At 65.4% G+C, this 24,560-nt stretch carries 21 protein-coding genes and 1 pseudogene; 13 read left to right on the top strand and 9 right to left on the bottom strand.

All coding sequences use genetic code 11. The features are described from left to right. The first annotated feature begins 119 nt into the window (after positions 1–119). From G3574_RS00120 to G3574_RS00100, 5 genes are all read left to right on the top strand, one after another. Entirely contained in the window at positions 120–902 is a 783-nt protein-coding gene (locus tag G3574_RS00120; RefSeq protein WP_163959646.1) for an SDR family NAD(P)-dependent oxidoreductase, read from the top strand. Between the two features lie 38 nt (positions 903–940). After that, positions 941–2,086, top strand: a complete 1,146-nt coding sequence (locus tag G3574_RS00115; protein WP_163959644.1) for a CaiB/BaiF CoA transferase family protein — start codon at positions 941–943, stop codon at positions 2,084–2,086. A 130-nt stretch (positions 2,087–2,216) separates the two neighbouring features. After that, a complete protein-coding gene (locus G3574_RS00110) occupies positions 2,217–3,392 on the top strand; it encodes an acetyl-CoA C-acetyltransferase (protein ID WP_163959642.1) in 1,176 nt (391 codons plus the stop codon). Positions 3,393–3,542: 150 nt separating this feature from the next. Further along, entirely contained in the window at positions 3,543–5,180 is a 1,638-nt protein-coding gene (locus G3574_RS00105) for a 3-(methylthio)propionyl-CoA ligase (RefSeq protein ID WP_163959640.1), read from the top strand. Positions 5,181–5,199: 19 nt separating this feature from the next. Next, a complete protein-coding gene (locus G3574_RS00100; RefSeq protein WP_163959639.1) occupies positions 5,200–6,006 on the top strand; it encodes an enoyl-CoA hydratase/isomerase family protein in 807 nt (268 codons plus the stop codon). 462 nt (positions 6,007–6,468) lie between these two features. On the opposite strand, the gene G3574_RS00095 is transcribed toward G3574_RS00100, so the two are convergent. From G3574_RS00095 to G3574_RS00085, 3 genes are all read right to left on the bottom strand, one after another. Beyond that, positions 6,469–6,852: a cupin domain-containing protein gene (locus tag G3574_RS00095; RefSeq protein ID WP_163959637.1), complete on the bottom strand. Its 384-nt coding sequence runs from the start codon at positions 6,850–6,852 to the stop codon at positions 6,469–6,471. 218 nt (positions 6,853–7,070) lie between these two features. Next, positions 7,071–9,005 carry a YhgE/Pip domain-containing protein gene (locus G3574_RS00090; RefSeq protein WP_163959634.1) on the bottom strand — a complete coding sequence of 645 codons (1,935 nt, stop codon included), beginning with the start codon at positions 9,003–9,005 and terminating at the stop codon, positions 7,071–7,073. 152 nt (positions 9,006–9,157) lie between these two features. After that, positions 9,158–10,099 (bottom strand): fatty acid desaturase family protein, encoded by a 942-nt coding sequence (locus tag G3574_RS00085; RefSeq protein WP_163959632.1) that lies wholly within the window; start codon positions 10,097–10,099, stop codon positions 9,158–9,160. Positions 10,100–10,238: 139 nt separating this feature from the next. On the opposite strand from G3574_RS00085, the gene G3574_RS00080 reads away from it, so the two are divergent. Then, entirely contained in the window at positions 10,239–11,042 is an 804-nt protein-coding gene (locus tag G3574_RS00080; RefSeq protein WP_163959631.1) for a PaaX family transcriptional regulator, read from the top strand. 37 nt (positions 11,043–11,079) lie between these two features. Here the strand turns inward: G3574_RS00080 and G3574_RS00075 are convergent, their stop codons facing one another. Together G3574_RS00075 and G3574_RS00070 are read right to left on the bottom strand one after the other, a co-directional pair. Further along, positions 11,080–13,233: a DEAD/DEAH box helicase gene (locus G3574_RS00075; RefSeq protein ID WP_163959629.1), complete on the bottom strand. Its 2,154-nt coding sequence runs from the start codon at positions 13,231–13,233 to the stop codon at positions 11,080–11,082. Positions 13,234–13,389: 156 nt separating this feature from the next. Further along, positions 13,390–14,385: a cellulase family glycosylhydrolase gene (locus G3574_RS00070; protein ID WP_163959627.1), complete on the bottom strand. Its 996-nt coding sequence runs from the start codon at positions 14,383–14,385 to the stop codon at positions 13,390–13,392. Between G3574_RS00070 and G3574_RS00065 the strand changes: the two genes are divergently transcribed. The 7 genes from G3574_RS00065 to G3574_RS00035 all read left to right on the top strand — a co-directional run bounded on the left by G3574_RS00065 (position 14,384) and on the right by G3574_RS00035 (position 21,600). Further along, positions 14,384–15,166 (top strand): hypothetical protein, encoded by a 783-nt coding sequence (locus tag G3574_RS00065; RefSeq protein WP_163959625.1) that lies wholly within the window; start codon positions 14,384–14,386, stop codon positions 15,164–15,166. The two genes, G3574_RS00070 and G3574_RS00065, sit on opposite strands and share 2 nt — an antisense overlap. 311 nt (positions 15,167–15,477) lie before the next feature. After that, positions 15,478–16,329, top strand: coding sequence for an STAS domain-containing protein (locus G3574_RS00060; RefSeq protein WP_163959624.1), 852 nt, complete (start codon positions 15,478–15,480; stop codon positions 16,327–16,329). A gap of 19 nt (positions 16,330–16,348) precedes the next feature. Further along, a complete protein-coding gene (locus G3574_RS00055; protein WP_163959846.1) occupies positions 16,349–16,702 on the top strand; it encodes an STAS domain-containing protein in 354 nt (117 codons plus the stop codon). 56 nt (positions 16,703–16,758) lie between these two features. After that, positions 16,759–17,160 carry an anti-sigma regulatory factor gene (locus G3574_RS00050; RefSeq protein WP_163959844.1) on the top strand — a complete coding sequence of 134 codons (402 nt, stop codon included), beginning with the start codon at positions 16,759–16,761 and terminating at the stop codon, positions 17,158–17,160. Continuing rightward, positions 17,145–18,170, top strand: a complete 1,026-nt coding sequence (locus G3574_RS00045) for an ATP-binding protein (RefSeq protein ID WP_163959621.1) — start codon at positions 17,145–17,147, stop codon at positions 18,168–18,170. Before G3574_RS00050 ends, G3574_RS00045 begins: the two co-directional genes overlap by 16 nt. 13 nt (positions 18,171–18,183) lie before the next feature. Beyond that, positions 18,184–19,995, top strand: a complete 1,812-nt coding sequence (locus G3574_RS00040) for an ATP-binding protein (protein WP_163959620.1) — start codon at positions 18,184–18,186, stop codon at positions 19,993–19,995. Positions 19,996–20,073: 78 nt separating this feature from the next. Continuing rightward, positions 20,074–21,600, top strand: coding sequence for an ATP-binding response regulator (locus G3574_RS00035; RefSeq protein WP_163959618.1), 1,527 nt, complete (start codon positions 20,074–20,076; stop codon positions 21,598–21,600). 168 nt (positions 21,601–21,768) lie between these two features. On the opposite strand, the gene G3574_RS00030 is transcribed toward G3574_RS00035, so the two are convergent. The 4 genes and pseudogenes from G3574_RS00030 to G3574_RS00015 all read right to left on the bottom strand — a co-directional run. Beyond that, positions 21,769–22,470, bottom strand: a complete 702-nt coding sequence (locus G3574_RS00030; protein ID WP_163959842.1) for an ABC transporter ATP-binding protein — start codon at positions 22,468–22,470, stop codon at positions 21,769–21,771. Positions 22,471–22,495: 25 nt separating this feature from the next. Beyond that, positions 22,496–23,257 (bottom strand): ABC transporter ATP-binding protein, encoded by a 762-nt coding sequence (locus tag G3574_RS00025; protein WP_163959616.1) that lies wholly within the window; start codon positions 23,255–23,257, stop codon positions 22,496–22,498. Continuing rightward, entirely contained in the window at positions 23,254–24,267 is a 1,014-nt protein-coding gene (locus G3574_RS00020) for a branched-chain amino acid ABC transporter permease (RefSeq protein ID WP_163959840.1), read from the bottom strand. Before G3574_RS00020 ends, G3574_RS00025 begins: the two co-directional genes overlap by 4 nt. 57 nt (positions 24,268–24,324) lie before the next feature. Continuing rightward, positions 24,325–24,560 (bottom strand): annotated as a pseudogene (locus G3574_RS00015) (branched-chain amino acid ABC transporter permease); the annotation flags it as partial.

The following is a 24,560-nucleotide window of genomic DNA, read 5'->3' as shown; positions in this document are numbered from 1 at the left end:
GTCGCTTCCGACGATGCCGCGCCTCGCCGGCCTGCCTACACTGGCTCCAGACAAAACATGGCGCGGGTCCGCCGCTGCCGGTAGCGCCGGTACGAACGCCATCCACCGCGAGGAGCAACATGAAGCTAGACAACACCATTTCGGCAGTCATTACCGGCGGCGCGTCGGGCCTGGGCGAAGCCACCGCGCGCCGTCTCGCGGGGCGAGGCGTGAAGGTGGCGATCTTCGATCTCAATGCCGGGCAGGGCGAGGCGCTCGCGGCGGAACTTGGCGGCGTGTTCTGCAAGGTGGACGTCACCTCCGAAGAACAGGTCGACGCGGGATTCGCCCGCGCGCGCGCCGCGATCGGCCAGGAAAGGGTGCTGGTGAATTGCGCCGGAACCGGCAATGCGGTCAAGACGGCCAGCCGCGACAAGACGACCGGGGAGATCAAGCACTACCCGACACATGCCTTCGACCGCATCATCCAGATCAATCTGGTCGGCAACTTTCGATGCATGGCAAAATCCGCCGCCGGCATGCTGGCGCTCGATCCGCTTCCGGGCGGCGAGCGGGGCGCGATCGTGAACACAGCGTCCGTCGCCGCCGAAGACGGCCAGGTCGGGCAGGCTGCCTATGCCGCTTCCAAGGCCGGCATCGTCGGCATGACCTTGCCAGTGGCACGCGACCTGATGAACGACGGCATCCGCGTCAATACCATCATGCCGGGCATTTTCAACACTACGCTGCTGCATTCGCTGCCGGAGAACGTGAAGCAGGCGCTGGCGGCCTCGGTGCCGTTTCCCAAGCGGCTGGGCGAACCGGACGAATATGCCGCCCTCGCCGAATTCATGATCATGACCGAATACTTCAATGGCGAAAGCGTGCGCCTCGACGGCGCGATCCGCATGGCGCCGCGCTGATGGCTGAGCGGCTGGAAAACGAAAGCAGGAGAATCGACATGGCGGGACCCCTTGCGGGATTGAAGGTCATCGAGATGGCGGGCATCGGCCCGGCGCCGTTTTGCGGCATGATGCTCGCGGACATGGGCGCGGATGTCATCCGCGTCGACCGGCCGGAGCAGGCTTCCGCGGCGTCCGGCGAACGGAAGCGGTACGACGTGCTCGGGCGCGGCAGGCGTTCCATCGCGGTCGACCTGAAGAAGGCCGGCAGCGCGGACATGCTTCTGGACCTCGTGGAGAAGGCGGATGTGCTGATCGAGGGCTTCCGTCCCGGCGTGATGGAAAGGCTGGGGCTGGGGCCGGATGCCTGCCTGGGCCGCAATGCCGCGCTGGTCTACGGACGCATGACCGGCTGGGGACAGGACGGGCCGCTGTCGCACGCCGCGGGACATGACATCAATTACATCGCGATTTCCGGCGCGCTGCATGCGATCGGCCGCCCCGGCGAGCCGCCGGTCGTGCCCTTGAACTACATCGGCGATTTCGGCGGCGGCGGCATGCTGCTCGCCTTCGGCGTGATGTGCGCCGTGCACGAGGCGCGCCGCAGCGGCAAGGGACAGGTGGTGGATGCGGCCATGACGGACGGCGCGGCGCTGCTGTCGGCCATGATGTACGGGTTCCACGCAGATGGCTCCATGAGCAGCCAGCGCGGCGAGAGCCTGCTCGACGGCGGCGCCCACTTCTACAACACCTATGCCTGCGCCGACGGCAAGCATGTCGCGGTAGGCGCGATCGAGCCGCAGTTCTATGCCTTGCTGCTGGAGAAATGCGGCATCGACGATCCCGCGTTCCGGGCCCAGCGGGACGTGCACGGCTGGCCCATCCTGAAGAACCGCCTCGCGGATTTGTTCCGCACGCGGACGCGCGCGGAATGGTGTGCGCTGATGGAAGGCAGCGATGCCTGCTTCGCGCCGGTGCTCGACTGGGATGAAGCGCCGGCGCATCCGCACAATCGCAGCCGCGCTACCTTCATGGAAATCGACGGCGTGGTCCAGCCGGCGCCGGCGCCCCGCTTCAGCCGGACGCCGCCGGACGCGCCACCGGCAAGGGGCGATGCCGCGGGGAATGCCGCGGAAACCCTGCTGGCATGGGGCGTGGACCGCCTGGCAATCGACCGGATGAGGGAAAATGGCATGCAGGCCTGACCGATGCCACGCAAATCGTCGTTTCCGACGACGCAGGGCAGGCAAGGCCGGAAAAAAATGCCAAACTTGTCACGACATTTCTCTTTTCACCAAATCATCGAACAACCACACTGAAGGATAAGGAAGCAACATGGCTGAAGCATATATCGTTGCCGCGGTGCGCACCGCGGGCGGCCGTCGCGGCGGGCGGCTTTCCGGATGGCACCCGGTCGACCTCGCGGCGCAGGTGCTCGACGCACTCGTCGACCGCTCGGGCGTCGACCCTGCCCGCGTGGAAGACGTCATCATGGGTTGCGTCAGCCAGGTCGGCGAGCAATCGACCAATGTCGCCAGGAATGCGGTGCTGGCCTCGAAGTTGCCGGAATCCGTGCCCGGCACGTCCGTGGACCGGCAATGCGGCTCGTCGCAGCAGGCCCTGCACTTCGCCGCGCAGGCGGTCATGTCCGGCACCATGGACGTGGTCATTGCCGCCGGGGTGGAAAGCATGACCCGAGTGCCCATGTTCACCTCGAGCGCCTTGCCGCAGAAGAACGGCCTGGGCTACTACATGAGCCCGGAAATCAGGAAACATTATCCCCAGGATTTCAGTCAGTTCGTCGGCGCGGAAATGATAGCCCGCAAGTACGGCCTGTCCCGGGACCAGCTCGACCAGTATGCCCTGCGCAGCCACCAGCAGGCGATCAATGCCACGCGCGAGGGCGTGTTCAAGGAAGAAATCCTGCCGGTGGAAGTGCGCCTGGCGGACGGCACCGCCAGCGGGGAAATGCATGTCGCCGACGAGGGCATCCGCTACGACGCGACGCTGGAAAGCATACAGGGCGTCAAGCTGCTGCAGGAGGGCGGCGTGATCACCGCCGCGAACGCCAGCCAGATCTGCGACGGCGCGACCGGAGTGATGGTCGTCAGCGAGAAGGCGCTCAAAGAACTCGGACTGACGCCGATGGCGCGCATCCATCACCTGTCGCTGCTCGGCCATGATCCGGTCATCATGCTGGAAGCGCCGATTCCAGCCACGCTGCAGGCCCTGAAGAAGGCGGGCATGAAGATCGATGACATCGACCTGTTCGAAGTGAACGAAGCCTTCGCGCCCGTGCCCCTGGCCTGGCTGCAGGCGACCGGTGCCGATCCGGAGAGGCTGAACGTGAACGGCGGCGCGATCGCGCTCGGCCATCCGCTCGGGGCGTCCGGCACCAAGCTGATGACCACGCTGCTGCATGCGCTCAAGCGCCGCAACAAGCGCTACGGCTTGCAGACGATGTGCGAAGGCGGCGGCATGGCCAACGTCACCATCGTGGAACGGTTGTAGCCCACTTCGCCCCGCCCGATGCGGCGGGGCGGCAGCCGGAAACGGGAAGCGCCGCCCGCAAGGGCATCGTTTCCGGCGCAGGCAGGCCGACAAGACGCGGCGCGATTCGACGCCGGCACCGCATACAAGCCAGAGAACGAGGAAGACACCATGTTAGGACTGATGCAAGACAGGCCGCTGCTCATCTCGTCGCTCATCGAGCACGCCGCGCAATACCACCCCCGGCGCGAGATCGTCGCGCGTACCGTGGAGGGCGGCACCCATCGCACCAACTATGCCGAGGTCGAGCGCCGCGCCAGGCGGGTGGCCAATGCGCTGGCATCGCTAGCTGTCGCTTTCTCGGACCGGGTCGGCACCCTGGCCTGGAACACCCACCGGCATCTCGAGCTTTACTTCGGCGTGTCCGGCACTGGCGCCATCCTGCACACCGTCAACCCGAGGCTGTTCCCCGAGCAGATCGAGTACATCATCAACCATGCCGAAGACAAGGTCCTGTTCTTCGACATCACCTTCGCCGCGCTGGTCCAGCAACTGGCGCCTAAGCTGAAGTCGGTCCGGCATTTCGTCGCCATGACCGACCGTGCGCACATGCCCGCCATCGACCTGCCGAACCTGCTGTGCTACGAAGACCTGATCGCCGCGCAAAGCGAAGACTACGCGTGGCCCGAGTTCGACGAGCGGTCGGCATCGTCGCTCTGCTATACCTCGGGCACGACGGGCAACCCCAAGGGCGTGCTGTACTCCCACCGCTCGACGGTGCTGCATTCGCTGATGGAGTGCGCGCCGGATACCTTTGGCGTGAATTCCGCGATGTGCCTGCTGCTCGCCGTGCCGATGTTCCATGCCAATGCTTGGGGCATGCCCTACGCCACGGCGATGGTCGGCGCCAAGCTGGTCATGCCCGGGCCGCATCTCGACGGGCAAAGCCTCTACGAACTGATGCGCGACGAAGGCGTCACGTTCTCGCAAGCCGTGCCCACGGTGTGGCTGATGCTGTTCCAGTACCTCGACCAGCATCCGGAAATCGACATCAAGGATGTCGGCGTGAAGACCATCGGCGTCGGCGGCGCCGCAACCCCGCGCTCGATGATCGAGCGGCTCGAACGCGACTTCGGCGCGGAATACGTGCAGGGCTGGGGCATGACGGAAACCAGTCCCATCGGCGTGATCGGCCGCCTGCTGCCCAAGCACGCGGCACTGTCCGGCGAAGAGCAGACCTCGGTCAAGCTCAAGGCGGGGCGGGCGGTATGGGGCGTCGGACTTAAGATCGTCGGCGAAGACGGCAAGGCCTTGCCGCATGACGGCGTGGCCTATGGTCACCTGCACGTGCGCGGGCCGTGGATTGCAGGCAGCTACTTCAAGGGTGAGGGCGGCCCGGTGCTCGACGAGGACGGCTGGTTCCCGACCGGCGACATCGCCACCATCGACCCTGATGGCTACGTGCAGCTGGTCGATCGCGCCAAGGATGTCATCAAGTCCGGCGGCGAGTGGATTTCTTCCATCGACCTGGAAAATACCGCCGTCGGCCATCCCGCGGTGCAGGAAGCAGCGATCATCGCCGCGCACCATCCCAAGTGGCAGGAACGTCCTCTGCTGCTCGCGGTGAAGCGGCCCGGCCAGAACATCACGCGGGAAGAATTGCTGAGTTATCTCAGCCAGCGCGTGGCGAAATGGTGGGTGCCCGATGACGTCGTCTTCGTCGAGCAGCTGCCGCATACCGCGACTGGCAAGCTGCTCAAGAGCAAGCTGCGCGAGCAGTTCCGCGATTACCGTTTACCGACGGCCTGAGGGCCGTCACGGAGAGAACATGCAAGCCAACGACATCGACCTCGGCGCGGCGGACGCCCCGCTGCGCTACTGGCGCGACGACGGCATCGCGCACATCCGCTTCAACCGGCCGACGGTGCTCAACGCCATCGACATTCCCACCGCGAACGGCTTTCTCGCTGCCTGCCAGGCGGCTTGGCAGGACAAGGACGTGCGCGTGGTCGTCATCAGCGGGGAAGGGCGCGCCTTCATCGCCGGCGGCGACCTCGCGGCGATGCGCGCCGATCCGCTTCCCACCGCGCGCGCGTTGATCGACGCCATGCATGGCGGCATCGCCCTGCTGGCGCAGATGAACGCGCCGGTGCTGGCGAGCCTGCACGGCGCGGTCGCCGGCGGCGGCCTCGGCGTCGCCCTCGCGGCCGACCTCGCCATCGCGGCGGAAGGCACACGATTCAACCTTGCCTACGTCAACATCGGCACGAGTTCCGATTGCTGCACGTCCTGGGCGCTGCCGCGCCTCGTGGGCATGCGCAAGGCCATGGAAATCGCCTTGCTGGGCGACACCTTCGATGCCGCTGAAGCCCTGCGCCTCGGCATCGTCAACCGCGTGGTTCCCGCCGCCAGCCTGCAGGAAGAGACGCAACGGCTCGCCCGCCGCCTGGCCGATGGTCCACCGCTCGCCCTCGCGCGGCTGAAGCGGCTGATCCGCGATTCGCTCGGACGGGATCTGCAAGGGCAGCTCGATGCGGAAGCGGAATCGTTTGCGGCGTGCGCGGCGACGCGGGATTTTGGCGAAGGGGTGAATGCGTTTTTCGAGAAGAGGCCGGCGCGTTACGTGGGGGAGTGAGGAAGGCGAGGCGGAGTCCCCTCCCTTTCAAGGGGAGGGCTAGGGTGGGGATGGGTTTCGGTTGCGCTTAGCGGACAGGGTTTATTTCGCTGGTCATGTCAACGCTGTTCTTTGCTTGCACCGGAAACCCATCCCCACCCCAACCCTCCCCTTGAAAGGGAGGGAGCTTGGTAGTCAGGGCGCGGATGTAGTGGCCGTGGCGGTCGCCGCAGTCATCATCATTTGCCGTCACACGATGCCGAAGGCGAGGCGCCAGTTATCCCTTCTGACGTCCGCCGGGGCAGTCCCGGCAAGCCCCCCACGGAGTGGGAGACGCAACCGGGTCACCGGAGAAAAGACAGAAATGGAATTCCCGCCTTCGCGGGAATGACAGGCGGCAAGCGGCAATGACGGAGGTTGGCGCGAACGACAATGACACCTACCGCCGCAGTCAAAACCACCACCCCTCACCTTCACAACGACTCAATGCGGCTTGGCATACTTCGCCACCCCCGTCACATCCACCAGCACACACCTCTCATCCCCAACCACCCACGCATCATGCCCGGGCGGCATGTAGAAGAAATCCCCAGCCCCGTATTCCATCTGCGAGCCGTCATCCATCTTGACGATCATCCTGCCCTGGATCACGAATCCCGTATGGGCTGCCTGGCACGAATCGGTGCCGGCGATCGGTTTCACATGCTGGCTCCAGCGCCAGCCAGGTTCGAACTCGCCCTTGCCGGCAATGTGGTCACCCAGTTCATAGACGTGCAACCTTCCCTTGTTATCCGCGAAGGGCCTGACCTCGTCCGGGGTATCGGATGACTTGCGGACCAGCTTGGATTTCTCGAGTACGGCGCTCATGATGTTCCCTCCTTGCATGAAGAACTGCCATGTTCCGTTGGCGGGGGCAGGCGCGCGGGCGACGTCGCGGGCTCCCGGCCGGGGCGGCGGCGGGCGCGTATGCGCCAACAGCATAGGTCAGGCAGGCGCAAGATCAAGCCGCGGGGGCGCGGCATTGATCTTTGGTCAATCAGGCGAGGGTTTTGTCCCCGCATGCGCCGGGGGAAGCGGAGACGCTATCAGATGTCCATGGCCGGACGATGCTCCTGCGGCGGCACGAACTTCCACTTGCCGGCAAGCATGGCGACCAGGAAGGCGATGCCGGCGAACAGCAGAACCATGCCGAGCGCCGACAGCCACTCGCTGCCGTAGGCGCCGAACATGCTGGCGCGCACCGCGCGGACCACCCAGGTGAATGGCAGGAAAGGACTGACGTTGCGGTAGAAGGCATTGGTCAGTTCGACCGGCGTGACGCCTCCGGCCGATGACATCTGCAAGATGAGCAGGATCAGGGCGACCGCCTTGCCGGCGTCGCCGAACAGGCGGACGAGGGCCAGGATGAGCAGCATGAAGGTCAGCACGGCGGCCGCCATGGTGAGCGCCAGGCCCGCCATGTGCACGACGTGTATCTGCAGCACGAAGGCGGCCATCATGAAGATCAGCACGGCTTGCGCGAGGTTGATCAGCCACAGGACGCCGAGCTTCCCAAGGAGAAGCGATGCCCGCGGGTAGCCGTCCGCCGACTCCGGCAGGCGCCTCAGGTGGAAGATGAATGCGGTCATGGTCGCGCCCAGCCAGAGGGCTACCGGCAGGAAGTTCGGCGCGAAGCCGGCGCCGTTGGTCTCCACCGGGGCATCGATCTCGATTGCCGGCTCGACCGAATGCGCTAGTCCGCGCGCGGTGCCGGTCAGTCCGGCCACGCCTGCCGGAAGCGAATCCGCCAGAAGGTCGAGGCCGCCGGACAATTGCGACGAGCCCGTCCTGAGCTGGCCCAGGCCGCCGGAAAGTTGCCGCGTCGCCCCGAGCAGTTCGTTCGAGCCGCGTGCCAGCGCATCCATCTTGTCGTCGGCCGGAAAGCTGGAAGCGAGTTTTGATACGCCGCCGGCATAGGCGGCGAAGCCGTCGGCCAGCTTGGTCACGCCGCCGTCCAGCGCGGCCGCGCCGCCGGCGAGCTTGGCCTGTCCTTGCGCCGTGGTCCGCAGGCCGGACTGCAGCTGGGCAGCGCCATCGGCAAGCTGGGCGGCGCCGGCCGACACCTTGCCGCCGACGATGGGAATGCCCTTGGTCTGGTCGCGCATGTCGATCGCGCCGGCCACGAGCTTGTCCGCGCCCGCGTTGAGCTGGCCGAGGCCTTGCTGCATGGCTTTTTCGCCCGCCGCAAGCTGGCTCGCCCCATCCTTGACCGCCTGCAAGTCGGACGCGGGCGGCGCCTTCGCTTCCAGCGTGCGCGCACCCGATGCAAGTTGCTTGACTCCGCCGCTCAAGGCGGTGACGTTCTCGGCGAGCGTGCCCGTGCCCGCCGCAATCTTCGACGATCCTTCGCCCGCCTTGCCGAGGCCCTCGTCTAGCGCGTGCGCGCCATCGCGCAGCTTGAAGATGCCGTCACGAAGCCGGCCAAGCTTTTCGGTCGAGCCGGCTGCTTCGCCCAGCACCAGCGTCCAGCGCTTTTCATTGAGCATCTCGTTGACCTGGTGGCCGAGTTCGGCGGCGAAGCGCTTTGCGAAGCCGGCGCCGGTGTAGTTGTTGCCCTCGGAGGCATAGATCACCGGCTTGCCGGCCCCGGGAGTTTCTCCGCCGATCGCATTGGCGCTGAAATCGGCCGGGATGATCAGGGCGAACAGGCTCTTGCCCAGCCTGACATCGCGCCGGGCCTGTTCCGCATCCTGCGATTCCACGAAACCGAAGGTGTGCTTCTCCTGAAGCGAGCGCGCGAGATCCGCGCCGAGATTCACCTGCTGGCCGCGCGCCTCGGTCCCGCGGTCGAGATTGACGATGCTTGCCTGCAGCGACCCGGTCCGGCTTGCCGGATCCCAGACGGACACCAGGTAGATCAAGGCATACAGGGCGGGAATGACGATGATGCCGGCAACCGACAGCCGCAACTTCGGGAAGCGCTTGAAGAGGGTGAGTTCCATGCGGGTGACTTCAAGCGCTTTGGCGATGGTGTTTTTCATTGCGATGCGGGCGTGGACCGGCGGGTTTTGACGGTGTAATCGTATCACCCTAGGTTTGCCTGGCATGCGTTTGGCGGAGCAGGAGGGCGAGGGTGTTGTTTTGGGGAGGGACGACGGCTGACCAATCTCCGTCCGAAGCAGTCCTTGCCACATCACTGCATGTTGCCGAGCATCCCCTCCGCCCGTCGCTTGCCTGCCAGGCGCTGCGCCGCCGATGTCTTGCTCCAGCATCGCTTCAGCACATCGACGTAAGACGTCCGCACGCAATCGAATCCGGCATAACACCCCTTCGCCACGGCCAGCGCATGGACTTCCTTCAGGCGATAGGAAGGAATCACCGGCGCGAGGTGATGCTCAATATGGAAATTCACGCGGTTGGGCGCGACCAGCAAGCGGGCGAGCGGACCAGCGAGTGTGGTGCCGGTATTGAGCCGCGGGTCCCCGGAAAAATGGTCGGGCACGCCGCCATGCTCGCCCATCACACGCAGGCGCACCAGCAGGGGGAAGAAGAACACCTGTCCCAGCCACCAGCAGCCATAGACCTCGACGTGACCGGCCGCCCACAGGCTGCCCGCAAGCAGGACGTGGCTGCACAGGAAAGGCGCCTGGCCGGGGAGCGTGAACGTCCTCGCCTGGTAGGCGATGTTCTTGATGCCGTTGATACCGGACAGGTCCCGCAGCAGCTTTCGGAGCAAGCTCGCGCCGCTGGCCGGATAGGTGTCGACGAAACCAAGGTCAGGGTCATGCTCGGTGCCGGCATGGCGATGGTGCGCCAGGTGTCCCTCGCGATAACGGTGGTACGCCACGTTGGGCAGGCCGCCGAACAGCCAGCGCCCCGTCCATTCGTTGACGGCGCGCGACGTAAACATGGCGTGGTGGGCGGTATCGTGGACGAGTATCCCCAGGCCCAGCGCGCGCCCCGCGAGGACCAGCGCGCCTGCGGCCCACGCCAGCCAGTGCGTCCACAGGATGGGGATGGCGAAGCCCGCGGCGACGAGGGCGAAGTTGCAGGCGGCGATCCAGGTCGCGCGCGCATCGGACCGGCGGCTCAGGCGCTTGAGTTCGTCCTTGCCGATCAGCTCCAGGACATGCATGTCGGACCCCATTTTCTCAATGACGGAACAGGGCACATGCTAAAAAACATTTCAACATTACACAACTCCGGACACGTTGTGTAATATTGGCGAAAGCGCTTTTCCGATCGACCCGATATCTGCCAAGGCGTCGCCGACCATGACGAACGACATCTTCCTCGATGCCATTCCCGCGCCCGACCTCATGCTCGACCTGCTGACCGCCCATGAACAGCCGCTGTCGGCGCGCGCGCTGTGCCGCAGCGCCGAGGTCATGGGCATCGAACCCGTTGCGGCCCGGGTGGCGCTGACCCGGCTCCTGGGACAGAAAAAGATTTCGCAGCCTAAGCGCGGCTGCTACGCCATCAACCGGGCGGCCGGCGGACTGCGAAGCGACATCGATGACTGGCGCAAGGAGGCGCGCACCGTCTCCTGGAATGGCGCATGGGTCGCGGTGCATGATGCTGCCGTGGCTCGCTCGGACAAACCAGCCTGGCGGCACCACCGGCTCGCCTTGTCCCTGCGCGGGTTCGCCGAGTTCAAGCCTTCCCTGCAGGTGCGTCCCGACAACCTGCGCGGCGGCGTTTCCGGGGTGCGCGAGCAACTCGTAGAACTCGGCCTGTCGCCGTCCGCGATCGTCTTCCGGATGACCGAACTGGACCAGGCCGCGCTGGCAAGTGCCGGCAAGCTCTGGAACACCGAGGCGCTGGCTCGCGAATACCGGACGCTCACGGCGATGCTGGATCGCCGGCACGACGATTCACCCCGGGTGCCGCGAGAACAGCAATTGCGGGAATCGATGCTGCTGGGCAGGCACGTGATCGCCCGGCTGATCCGCGACCCCTTGCTGCCGCCGGAAATCATGCCGCAGCAAGCCCGCCAGGCTCTGGTCCGCGCCATGACGCGCTACGGTGGCACGGCACGCCGGCTCTGGCAGGAGTTCATCGCTGAAACGGGCGGCTGAAGGTCCGGTTGCGCTCGGGCGGCATGGGGCCTCTTCGTCATTCCCGATCCCGATTGACCTTGCCTTTGCCTTTAACTTTATCCTTGCCTTGCGCCGGCCCCTTGGTCCTTGCCGGCGGCGCGCTGCGCTTGTCCATCTTTTCGTGTCCGTCAGCCGCAAGGCTGATGCGAAGCGCCTGGCCGGCCACCACGACCGACTTCAGCTGCTTGAAAAGATCCTTGGGCATCCCGGCCGGCAGGTCGAGGGTGCTGTAGTCGTCGTGGATGTCGATGCGGCCGATGTACTTCGGATCGAGACCGGCCTCGTTGGCAATCGCGCCAACGATGTTGGCAGGCTTCACGCCGTGGGCATGGCCGACCTCGATGCGGTAGGTCTGGATGTCCTGCGCCGTCGGACGGGTTTCCTTTTCCTTCTTGCGAGGCGCAGGCGCCGATGCCGATGCGTGGACCGGGGCCGGCTTCCGGGAGGCGGTCTTGCCGGCATTCGATCCGCCGCCATGCTGGCCTTCTCCGCCAAGGCGCCTGATGCGCAGCTGCTGGCCGGCGACCCACACCTTACCGAGGTGATCGAGGAGGTCGTCCGGCATGTCGTCCGGCATGTCGAGCGTGCTGTAGTCATCGTAGATTTCGATGCGGCCGATGTGCTTGGAGGCGATGCCGCCCTCGTTGGCGATCGCGCCGACGATGTTGCCCGGCTTGACGCCGTGGGCATAACCCACTTCGATGCGGTAGGTCTGCATGCCAGCCTCGGGCGGCCGCTCGACGTGCTCCTTCCTGGTCGCGGCTGGGCCGGTGCGGCCGCTTCGGCCGGCCTGGGCGGCGCCGTGCCCGTCCTCCGCCATGGGGCGTTCGGCGCGCGGTTCGCGCTTGTCCTTGTCCAGCAGCAGGGGCACGTCGCCGCGCGCCAGCTTCGCCAGCGCGGCGGCGATCTCGATGGCCGGCACGTTCTTTTCGCGCTCGTAGTCCTCGATCACCGACATGAATTCTTCCAGGCCGCCCGCCGCCAGCGTCTCGCTGATCTGGTCCTTGAACCGGGTGATGCGTACGTCGTTCACGGTCTGGATGGAGGGCAGCTCGAACAGGGCGACAGGCTGGCGGGTAGCGCGTTCGATGGCCTTGAGCAGGTTGCGCTCGCGCGGCGCGATGAACAGGATCGCTTCGCCGCTGCGCCCCGCGCGCCCGGTACGTCCGATGCGGTGGGTATAGCTTTCCGGGTCGTAGGGCACGTCATAGTTGATCACGTGGCTGATGCGTTCCACGTCCAGTCCGCGCGCCGCAACGTCGGTGGCGACGAGGATGTCGATCCTGCCGTCCTTGAGCAGCTGGATGGTCCGTTCGCGCTGCTGCTGCGCCATGTCGCCATTGATTGCCGCCGCCGCGAAGCCGCGCGCCTGCAGCTTGGTCGCGAGTTCCTCGGTCCCCAGCTTGGTCCGTGCGAAGATGATCATGCCATCGAAGGGTTCGGCTTCCAGGATGCGCGTCAGCGCGTCGAGCTTGTGCATGCCGCTCACCAGCCAGTAGCGCTGGCGGATGTTTTCCGCGGTGCCCGTGCGGGCCGCGATGGTGACCTCGGCCGGCTTGTCGAGGTAGGTTTGGGCGATGCGTCTGATCGCGGGCGGCATGGTCGCGGAAAACAGCGCGGTCTGGCGCGAGGACGGCGTCTGCTGCAGGATGGTTTCCACGTCGTCGATGAAACCCATGCGCAGCATTTCGTCCGCTTCGTCGAGCACCAGGGTCTTGAGTTGCGACAGGTCGAGCGAATTCTTCTCGAGATGATCGATCACGCGGCCGGGCGTGCCCACCACCACGTGCACGCCGCGGCGCAGCGCGCTCAGCTGCGGGCCGTAGCTCTGGCCGCCATAGATAGGCAACACGTGGAAGCCGGGAAGGTGCGTGGCGTAGCGCTGGAATGCCTCGGCGACCTGGATCGCCAGTTCGCGCGTCGGCGCCAGCACGAGGGCCTGCGGCGCGCCCGCCTTGATGTCGATGCGGGACAGGATGGGCAGGGCGAAGGCAGCGGTCTTGCCGGTTCCCGTTTGCGCCTGCCCGATGACATCCCTTCCTTCCAGCAGGATGGGAATGGTGGCGGCCTGGATCGGCGACGGCGATTCGTAGCCGAGTTCCTGCAGCACGCGCAGCAAGGACGGGTTCAGGCGCAGGTCGTTGAATGACTGGAACGGGGTATCGGGCATGGGAGTTTTCACTGGAGGCAGGATGGTATCGATTGATGTGTTGCCGCGCAGTTTACTCTGATGCCGTCCGCGCCGCCTCGTTCATCGCGCCGGACCGGGCTTTTTTCCTCCGGCTTGCCTGCATGCATGGACGGGCTGGCGCCGATCCAGGCGGACTCAGGCTTTCCAGTACTTCGAATACAGCGCCAGCACGTCGCTCTTGACGATGTCGGCGCCGGTCGCCGGATCTTCGATGATTACCGCGTATTCGTCGGGGCTGGCGGTGTTCTGCCGCCATTGCCAGCCGGTGTAGCCGACTCCCGCCGCCGTCAGCCGGCTGAGGCCCGCATCAAGGTAGACGTTGCCGGGATCGTCCCCGGTCCGCACGCCGAACTGCTGGATGAATACCGGCACGTTGCGCGTGTTCCGCATCGCGACCAGGGAAGCGAGCCGGCTGTCGATGTTCGCGATGTTGTCGGCCTGGGTGCCTTTCGTGCGGATGAACAGGTTGCCGGTATAAACAACCCGGTCCTTCCAGCGCGGCGTGGCGATGTAGGCTTCGTCGGCAAGGTTGATGTTGTAGGCGTCGCGCGGTCCGACGAGGAAGGGCGTGCGTAGATCGCCGGCCTCGTCTTCGATCGCAGTCATCAATTCCTGGTAGAACTGCGACACGTCGTCGCCCCACGACGCGTCCCGTCCCGACAAGGGTTCCGGCAGCAGTTCGTAGAAGGCGATGCGCGGCTTCGCCTTGAGGAGGCCGGCGAGATAGACCCAGGCGTCCTTGAACAGCTTGCGCTGCGTGAGGTCGGTCCAGAAGTTGCGGCCTCCCGGATAGGTGCCCGAAGGATCGCAATACCGCGCCATGTTTGCATCCTGCAAGCCGTTCTGCCCGCAGTTCGAATCGATCACCGGAACCACCCAAAGGCCGGCATCGATGCACCACTGGATTTCCCTCATGAACTGGGAGAGGTGGGCCGGGTCGAAGTGGCCCGGCGCCGCGTCGAACCGGCTTTCCACGTCGGAACCGCCATACAGTCCCCACCAGCGGATCAGCACGCGGACGACGTTGCCGCCTTGCGCCGCGATCATGGGCGCATCGGTGGCGCGCATTTCGCCCCAGGTGCCTTCGTTCATGCCGCGCAGCATGACGGGAATACCGTCCGGGCCGATCATGGCGGCGCCGTTCAATGCGAGGCGCGCGACGGGAACTGGCGGCGGCGAAGGGGAGGGCGCAGGGGACGGAGAGGGTGATGGCGATGGTGAAGGAGATGGCGACGGCGTAGGTGCCGGACCGGGCGAGGGGGGTGGCGTCACCGACGAACCGCCCCCGCCGCAGGCCACCGAGGCCGCCGCGCCGAGCAATGAAGCGAGCGCCGCGCGCCGTCCCGGAGAAAATGCCTTGCTGTCGTCCATCTCGCGCCTTCGGAAGTGGGTTTCCGGAGCTAACGTGCCTCCAAATCCGGCGGATGACAAAGTTGCAATTCGTTTCCTTTTCGCGGACTGCCATAGATACCGTCATTACCTTGGTCCGCTTTCCCCGGCGCTGCGGAGACCTGTTGATCGTGCCGCGTTCGTCCCCATATGCAGGAGACGCGAAGCAATCGTCTATCAATTCACCATGCCGGTATGCGGCTCTCAGATCATGTTCAAGAAAAGCAAGGGCGGTTCAGGGTTTAAAAACAGCAAGCTTTCCGGCGACGATGCCAGCCGGAAGGAGATCCTCGAGGGGTTGGGATATGCGTTTGACAGCGCCAGCAAGAAGTCCGGCTGGCACTGGAGCACGGAGGATGCGAGTTCGGATGGCAACCTGCCTACCGAGGGGGAGGCGGTTGCCGATGCGTGGCGCGATGCCGGGGAGCGGACGCAAGCGGCGATGAATATTCCTGCCGAGACATGGGAGCGGATGGGGTTGAAGGAGCAGGCTGAGCTCGTGCAGGAGTCGGGGGCGCGATAGGGGCGTGGTCCTTTCTGCTCTCCGGTGGCAGCACCAGCCTCCGTCATGACTGCCCAGGCGGGAATCCCTTCCAGCAGTCCAAAATACCTGGTAATCGACTGTCCGCTCTCGTGAAAATGCCAAATTCGAGAAAATCCCCTTAGCCATATTAATCAGACTTTGGATTGATTTATATCAACATAGTTGGTATCCGAACAGCAAGATAGGTAGTCACGTTTATAATCCTTCCCCATTTGTGCCGAATCCCATCGCGGGCAAGCGTTGCGCAAAGAAACCATCACTACATTCGGCACACGACAAAAGGAACATGCATGAACAGGGAGACGACAGGCAATCTGGCGAAGGTACTTCGCGAACATCAGGATGCGCTGCTGAACGGATGGCTGGAGGGCATGTTCTCCCGCATCGTCCGGCGGGACCGCGGCGCGGAAGCGGAATTCCGCGACCAGGCGATACGCTTCCTGCCGTTGGTGGCGGAGGCGCTCGAATCGGGCAGCTATGACGTCCAGGCCGGCGCCTGGTCCGAGGTGCGCGGCCTGCTGAGCGAGATTTCGCAGTCGCGCCAGCGCCAGGGCTTCACGCCGGTCGAGACGGCGACCTTCGTGTTTTCGCTGAAAGAGCCCTTGTTCAACTTGCTGCGCACCGAGATTCAGAGCGACGCGGCCGGGCTGGCGAAGGAAATCGTCGATACCGGCATCCTCTTCGACCGCCTCGGCCTGTTTACCATCGACGAACACATGAAGGGCCGCGAGCAGGTGATCCTGCGCCAGCAGCAGGAGCTGATGGAGCTGTCGACGCCTGTGGTGCAGCTATGGCGGGACATCCTGGCTGTGCCGCTGATCGGAACGCTCGACAGCGCGCGCACCCAGATCGTGATGGAAAACCTGCTGCAGAAGATCATCGACACAGGCGCATCGATCGCCATCGTCGACATCACCGGCGTGCCGACCGTGGATACCCTGGTGGCTCAGCACCTGCTCAAGACCGTGGCGGCCGCCCGGCTCATGGGCGCCGACTGCATCATCAGCGGCATCCGTCCGCAGATCGCGCAGACCATCGTGCATCTCGGCGTCAATCTCGAGGATGTCATCACCAAGGCGACCCTGGCGGATGCCTTCCAGGTCGCGCTCAAGCGCACCGGCTCGTCCGTCGGCCACGGCTGACCCACCCGATGGTGCGATGATGGATCGAATTCCAATTCTCAAGATGGGCAACCTCCTCCTGGTGACAATCCAGGTGGACATGCACGACCGGCTGGCGATGACGCTGCAGGACGACCTGACGTCGCGTATCGTGAAGGACCGCGCCAAGGGGGTGCTGATCGACATTTCCGCGCTCGACATCGTCGATTCCTTCATCGGACGCATGATCAGCAATACCGCGGCCATGGCCAAGGTGCTGGATGCGCACACGGTGGTAGTCGGCATGCAGCCGGCGGTGGCGATCACGCTGGTCGAGCTCGGCCTCAAGCTGGATGGCGTGCGGACGGCGCTCAATGTCGAGCGCGGCGTCGCATTGCTGCAGCGCATGGAGTAGCGCTTGGCCTGCCGACGCACGCTTATTGAAAGGCCACGGGTTTGAGCACAAAGGACATGGACGCGGTCGTGGTGCCCCTGCGCACCGACGAGGACGTGGTGCGGCTGCGCCAGGCGGTGCGCAGCTGCCTCGTCTCGGTGGGCTTCAGCCTGATCGACCAGACCAAGCTGATTACCGCAGCCAGCGAACTGGCACGCAATACCGTCAAATACGGCGGCGGCGGCGAGGCGCACCTGATCAGGGTCAGCAACGGACCGCGGCAGGGCGCCACGCTGGTCTTCGTCGACCATGGCCCCGGCATCCCCGACATCGCGAAGGCGCTCACCGACGGTTATACGACCGGGAGCGGCATGGGCCTGGGACTGGGCGGTGCCAAACGCCTGTCGGACGAGTTCGACATCGTCTCCGAGCCGGGCAAGGGCACCACAGTCAAGATCACCAAATGGAAACCATTCTAAGCGCCAACCTCCGCCAGGTCGCCGTGGAAGTCGCCGACGCCAGCGCGGTCGGCGCGGCGCGCCGCCTTGCCGCGGAGGCCGCGCGCCGGGCGGGGCTGACCGAAGCCAGGGCGGGCGACGTCGCCCTGCTCGCGACCGAGGCGGCCACCAACATCCTCAAGCATGCCGGCAAGGGCGAGATCCTGGTGCGCCCGCTCGGCGCCGGCGCCTCGGGGGGCGTCGAGATTCTAGCGATCGACAGCGGCCCCGGCATGGCCGATCCGGCCCGCAGCATGGTGGACGGCAATACCACCGCAGGCAGCTACGGCATCGGGCTTGGCGCCATGCGCCGCGTCGCCAATATCTTCGATATCCACACCGAACCGGGCAAGGGCACCGTGATCGCCATGGCGGTATATGGAGATGGCGGCACCGGACCTGCCGGCGCCGTGCACGTGGGCGCGATCTGCGTGCCGATGCCTGGCGAATCGGCCTGCGGCGACGCTTGGGCTCTCGCCATCGGACCGACGGAGGCGCACATCCTCGTCGCCGACGGCCTCGGCCACGGTCCGCTGGCAGCGGCGGCATCGGAAACCGCGTGCGACGTCCTCGCCGCGAATCCCGGCGTGCCGCCTGCCGCCGCCATCCAGGACATGCACTTGGCCTTGCGCGCCACGCGCGGCGCGGCCATCGGTATCGCCCGCATCGACACCATCGCCGAAGAGGTGACATTCGCTGGTGTCGGCAACATCATGGCCAGCATCTACGACGGCGCGGCGCGCCGCCAGATGGTGTCGCACAACGGCATCGTCGGCAGCAACATGCACAAGGTCCAGGAATTTACGCACCCATGGAACGCCGGCAGCCTGATGCTGCTCTGCTCGGACGGCATCGGCACCCGCTGGGACCTGAACCAGTATGCCGGCCTGGCCCTTTGCCAGCCGAGCGTCATCGCTGGCGTGCTCTACCGCGACTTCGCGCGCGGCCGCGACGACGCCACCGTGCTGGTGGTCCGCGAGCACCAGGCCTAGGGAGGGACACGGCATGCGCATCCTCTCCGTGGTCATCAACAATGAACTCGACGTGGTGGCGTCGCGCCAGCGCGCCCGGCAGATCGCCGAACTGTGCGGCTTCGCCAGCCAGGAGCAGACCCGCATCGCGACCGCGGTTTCCGAGCTGGCCCGCAACGTCTACAACTATGCGAGCAGCGGTCGGGTGGATTTTTCCATCGAAGGCGCGACCGTGCCCCAGCTGCTGGTGATCACCATCGCCGACCAGGGGCCGGGCATCGCCCACCTCGACCTCATCCTGTCCGGCCGCTACCAGTCGACAACCGGCATGGGCTTGGGCATCATCGGCGCCCGGCGGCTGATGGACCAGTTCGACATCCGCACCGGCGCCGGGCAGGGCACCACCATCCTGCTCAAGAAACTGCTGCCCGCCCACGCGCCGCTGCTCGGGTCCAGGCAGGTCGGCGAACTGGGCGCAAGGCTGGCGGTCCCGCCCGGCGCCAACCTGACCCTGGCCGAACTGCAGCAGCAGAACCAGGAGCTGCTGCAGACGCTGTCCGAGTTGCGCGCCAAGCAGGATGAGCTGATGCAGCTTACCCGCGAGCTGGAGGACACCAACCGCGGGGTCGTGGCGCTGTATGCCGAACTGGATGAAAAAGCCGACCACCTGCGCCGGGCGGACGACATGAAGTCACGCTTCCTGTCCAACATGAGCCATGAATTCCGCACGCCGCTGTCTTCCATCCGGGCGCTGTCCAAGCTGCTGCTGGACCGCATCGACGGCGACCTGTCCGCGGAGCAGGAAAAGCAGATCGTCTTCATCCTCAAGCAGACCGAGGCGCTCAGCGAACTGGTCAACGACCTGCTTGACCTGGCCAAGATCGAGGCCGGCAAGACCGAGGTGCGCCCGGCGGAATTCGACGTCGGCGAAATGTTCAGCGCCTTACGCGGCATGCTCAGGCCGCTGCTGGTCAGCGAACGGGTGGACCTGGTGTTCGACGATCCGGCCGCCGGACTTGTCATGGAAACCGATGAAGCTAAGGTCTCGCAGATATTGCGCAATTTCATCTCCAACGCTTTGAAGTTCACCGAAGCGGGCGAGGTGCGGGTGCGCGCGGAACTCGTCGATGGCGACCAGGCGGTGCGCTTTTCGGTGCGCGATACCGGGCTCGGCATCGCGCCGGAAAACCAGCAGATCATCTTCGAGGAATTCGGCCAGGTGGAAAACCGCCTGCAGAAGAAGTTCAAGGGCACCGGCCTCGGCCTGCCGCTGTGCCGTAAGCTCGCCTCGCTGCTCGGCGGGCGCATCCACCTGGAAAGCGCAATCGGCGCCGGCTCGACCTTCTATGTGAGCCTGCCGCTGCGCTACCGGGCGCCGGAAGAGGAAACCGGCGTGCGCGTGCCGGCGCCCGCCGTCCCGGACGACGGCCGTTCACCGGTGCTGGTCGTGGAAGACAGCCAGCAGATGCAGATGCTCTATGAAAAGTATCTCGCCGACACGGCGTTCCGGCCGCTGATCGTGCGCAGCACCTGGGAAGCGGACCGGGTGCTGGAGCAGTCAAGCCCGGCCGCCATCGTGCTGGACATCCACCTCGGCAGCGAGGATAGTTGGAGTTGGCTGAACCGGTTGAAGAGCGACGGCACGCACGGGCGGACGCCGGTCATCGTCATCACCGAGATCGACGACAAGGCCAAGGGCCTCGCGCTCGGCGCCGATGCCTACTTCATCAAGCCGGTTTTCCGGGAGGAATTGCTGGCGATGCTCGAGCGCCTGACGGCGCCGTACGGCCGGGACGCCGCCAGCAAGCCGGGTAAACATGGCATGGCAAAAGGGACTGATCAATGACCTACCCTTACACATGCCGTAAGATTACATAAACGCAATTCCTGAACACCCACGATCCATTACACCCAGCGGGCAAGCATGACGCCACCATCCGACAGCGAACTCATCCTGAACGTGGACGATACCGAAGCCGCCCGCTATGCCAAGTCGCGCATTCTTACCCGGGCCGGATTCCGCGTAATCGAAGCCGGGAACGGCACCGACGCGCTGGAGATGGTCGCCAGCCATAAGCCGGCGCTTGTATTGCTCGACGTCAAGCTTCCCGACATCAACGGCTTCGAGGTTTGCCGTCAGATCAAGACCAACCTTGAAACCCAGATGGTGCTGGTGCTCCAAACCTCGGCTTCCTACATCGGCACCGGCGACAAGATCCGGGCGCTGGAGGGCGGCGCCGACAACTACCTGTTCGAACCGATCGAGCCTGAAGAACTGGTGGCCAACGTCCGCGCGCTGCTGCGCCTGAGCAAGGTGGAGCGGGAGCTGCGGGAGAGCGACCGCAGGAAAAATGAATTCCTCGCCATGCTCGCGCATGAACTCCGCAATCCGCTCGGCCCGATTCGCAGCGCGGTGGAACTGTTGCGCCACCTCGAACCCAACTCATCCAGGTTGCAGGAAAACGCACGTGAAATCATCCTGCGCCAGACCGACCACATGGTGCGGCTGATCGATGACCTGCTGGACGTGGCGCGCGTTTCTCAGGGCAAGATACACCTTCGCCTCGAAGACGTCGACGTCAAGAGCATCATTCAGGCCGCGGTCGAGTCGGCGCGTGCCGTCATCGACCGCTACCAGCACCGCTTGACGGTCGACCTGCCCGGGCAGGACCTGCGCATCCTCGGCGACAGCGTGCGCCTCGCGCAGGTCGTGAGCAATCTCCTGACCAACGCCGCCAAGTTCACGCCCCAGGAGGGCGAGCTGGCAATCAAGGTCAGGCGCGAGGGCGACGAGGTGGCGATCCGCGTGACGGACAACGGCATCGGCCTGTCCTCCGACGATGCCAATTCGATCTTCATGCTGTTCGCCCAGGCTGGCCACCTCCCTGACCGCGTGCAGGAAGGCCTGGGGATCGGCCTTGCCCTGGTCAAGACCCTGGTGGAAATGCACCATGGCCGCGTCAGCGCCAGCAGCGGCGGAGCCGGTTCCGGCAGCGCCTTCGAGATCCGTTTGCCGGCGCTGGCCGAAGCCGCCGCCCCCGCGCCGGAACAGCAGAGCGTGAGCTTCGGCACCGCCCGCCACCGCATCCTCATCGTGGACGACAACATCGACGCGGCGGACACGCTGGGCGCGCTGCTCGAGATCCACGGCCACGTCATCGGCAAGGCCTACAGTGGCAAGGCCGCGCTCGACGCGGCACGCGCATTCCGGCCGCAGATCGTGATCCTCGACATCGGCCTGCCCGACATGACCGGTTTCGACGTCGCGAGGAAGCTCCGCTCCGGCTCCGAAACCACCGGCAGCCTCCTGATCGCCCTCACCGGATACGGGCAGGAAGCGGACAAGAACATGGCGTCGGACGCCGGGTTCGACGGCCACCTGACCAAGCCGGTGTCTTTCGATGCGCTCAGCGAGTTGATGCAGATGCATTTTTCGCAAGCGGCGAATTGAGGGTGTGATTGCCGCGCGGGTAGGAATTCAAATGCGCGGCTCTCCGGACGGCCTAAATGGGATTCCCGCCTTCGCGGGAATGACGGAGGTAGGTGCGGATAACGAAGCGCCGTGCGGATGACGGAGGCGGGCGCAGATGGCGGGGTGGCCGCAACCACTGCATCGCCCCTACACCCCCAGATACCTACCCAACTCCTCCGAAGACCCCAGCAACAACCCCGACTCTCCCTTCACCACAACCTTCCCCTTCTCCAGCACCACCGCCTCATCGGTATTCCCCAGCACCGCCCGATAATTCCGGTCCACGATCAGCGTGCTGATCCCCGTGGCGCGAATCCGGGAAATCACGTTCCAGATCTCCTGCACGATGAGCGGCGCCAGTCCCTCGGTTGCTTCATCGAGGATCAGGAGATCGGGATTGGTCATCAGCGCGCGGCCGATGGACAGCATCTGCTGTTCGCCGCCGGAGAGCTGCTGTCCGCCGTGGTCCAGCCTCTCCTTGAGGCGAGGGAAGGTATCGAGCACCCGTTCATACGTCCATTCCTTGCGTCCGCGCGGACCCGGCCGGGCCGACATGACGAGGTTCTCGCGCACCGAGAGGTTGGGAAAGATGCCGCGGCCTTCCGGCACGTAGCCGATGCCGAGCCGGGACATCCGTTCCGGGGGCTGTCCGGCCACGGCCTTGCCGCGCCAGTTGATGGCGCCGGAAGCGGCCGGCACGTAGCCCATCAGCGTGCGGATCAGGGTGGTCTTGCCCATGCCGTTGCGGCCGAGCAGGCCGACCGCGCGGCCTTCGCCGATGTCCAGGCCGACGTCATGCAGGATGTGGCTGTCGCCGTAATAGGTGTTCAATCCGCTGATGTGCAGCATCGTCATTCCCGTGGCCTGTTCATGATCAGTGGGTGCCGAGGTAGGCGACCTTGACGTCGTCGTTCGACCGGATGGATTCCGGATCGCCGCTGGCGATCACCGTGCCGTTGACCATCACCGTGATGCGGTCGGCCACGCGGAACACGGCATCCATGTCATGCTCGACCAGCAGGATCGCGTGCTCCTTCTTCAGGCTTTCCAGCAGGGACAGCATGCGCTCGGTCTCTTCCGAACCCATGCCGGCGAGCGGCTCGTCCAGCAGCAGCACGCGCGGCCGGGTTGCGAGGCACATCGCGATCTCGAGCTGGCGCTTCTTGCCGTGGCTCATGCTGCCGGCAAGCGAGGAGGCGGCGTCGGACAGGCCGGCGTCGTGGAGCGCTTGGCGGGCGATGGCGAGGCTCTGGTTGCAGCGCCCGGCGGATTCCCACAAGGCCCAGGGCCGCTGCAGCTCCGCCTGCGCGCAGAGCCGGCAGTTTTCCAGGACGGTGAAGCTTGGGAAGATGGTGGTGCGCTGGTAGCTGCGGCCCACGCCATGGCGGGCACGCCTGGGCTGGGCCAGGCGGGTGATGTCGCGGCCGTTCAGTTCTATCCTGCCTGCCGAAACGGGAATTTCGCCGGACAGGAGGTTGATGAGGGTCGACTTGCCGGCGCCATTGGTGCCGATCACGGCATGGATCTGGCCCTGGTGCAAGTCCACCGATACGTCCTTGACGGCGGCGAGGCCGCCGAAGCGGCGGCTGACGGCGTCGGCACGGAGCAAGGGGCGGCTGTCGGTCGTGGGCGTCATGCGGTTTCCTTCGCGGCGGCTTGCCTGCGGAACAGCCTGCCCTTCAGCTTGGCGATGCCGGCCAGCCCCTGCGGAAACAGGGCGACGAGGAAGATCATCGTGATGCCCAGCGTGAGCTGCCAGCGCGCCGCCAGGTCGCCCAGCAAGGCTTCGGAAGAAAAGAATTCCTTGAGCAGCACGAAGGCCGCAGCCCCGAGTACCGCGCCGCGGAGCGACCCGAGGCCGCCGAGGATGATCATCATCAGCACCGCGCCGGATTCATGCCATGAGAGCATTTCCGGATTCACCGTGCCGTTCTTGGCCGCCATCAGGAAGCCCGCGAGGCCGGCGAGCACGCCGGCCAGGATGAAGGCCGCCAGCTTGTACCAGTAGGTCTGGAAACCGGCTGCGCGCATGCGCTGCTCGTTGATGCGGATGCCCTCCAGCGCCTGGCCGAAGCGGGAGCGCTTGACCAGCGACAGCAGGCCGAAGGTTAGTCCGAGCGCGGCCAGCGCGAAGTAATATAGCTGCGGTCCCTTGTCGAGGTCGACCAGGGTAGCATCGCCGATGACGAGCGCGGGCCGCAGGGTGAGGTACATGCCGTCGCTGCCGCCGCCGATGGATGTGTCATGGAAGACATAGAACGCCATCTGCGCGAAGGCCAGGGTCACCATGATGAAATACACGCCCCGCGTGCGCAGGCTGAGCGCGCCGACGAAGGCGGCATAGGCGCCGGCCGCCAGCATGGCAAGCGGCAACAGGCGCAGTACCGATCCGGGTTCGGCCTCGGGCGAGCCGAGCGCCGTGACATAGGCCGCGATGCCGAAGAAGCCGGCATGGCCGAGGCTGACCAGGCCGGTGGTGCCGACCAGCAGTTCCAGGCTGAGCGCGAACACCGAGTACACGATGATCTTCAACACCAGGTCTTGGGTATACGAGGAGGTGAATGCTGGCAACGCGGCGAGCAGGAAAAGCGCCGCCAGGGGAACGATCCAGCCTGGTGAACGGGAAGGGTGGGGCGGATGGGGCATGGTCGGGGCGGTCGTTAACGTCGCCGGCGCGGGGTTGGTGGTGGTCGTGATCATGGTTCAATACCCCCTGTTGCGCAAGCCTTCGGGGCGCCAGATCAGGATGATGGCCATCAGCACGTAGATGCCGATGCCACTGAACTGGGCGAAGAACACCTTGCCGAAGGTATCGACGAAGCCGACCAGCAGGGAAGCGATCAGGGCGCCGGAAATCGAGCCGATGCCGCCGATCACCACCACCACGAAACAGACGATGAGGACATTCCCTCCCATGCCGGGATAGACCGATGCGACCG

Source organism: Noviherbaspirillum galbum (assembly GCF_010974945.1).
In the GTDB taxonomy this organism is placed as follows: domain Bacteria; phylum Pseudomonadota; class Gammaproteobacteria; order Burkholderiales; family Burkholderiaceae_D; genus Noviherbaspirillum; species Noviherbaspirillum galbum.
The sequence above is the reverse complement of the archived record's forward strand: the minus strand, read 5'-3'. Positions and strand labels throughout refer to the sequence as shown.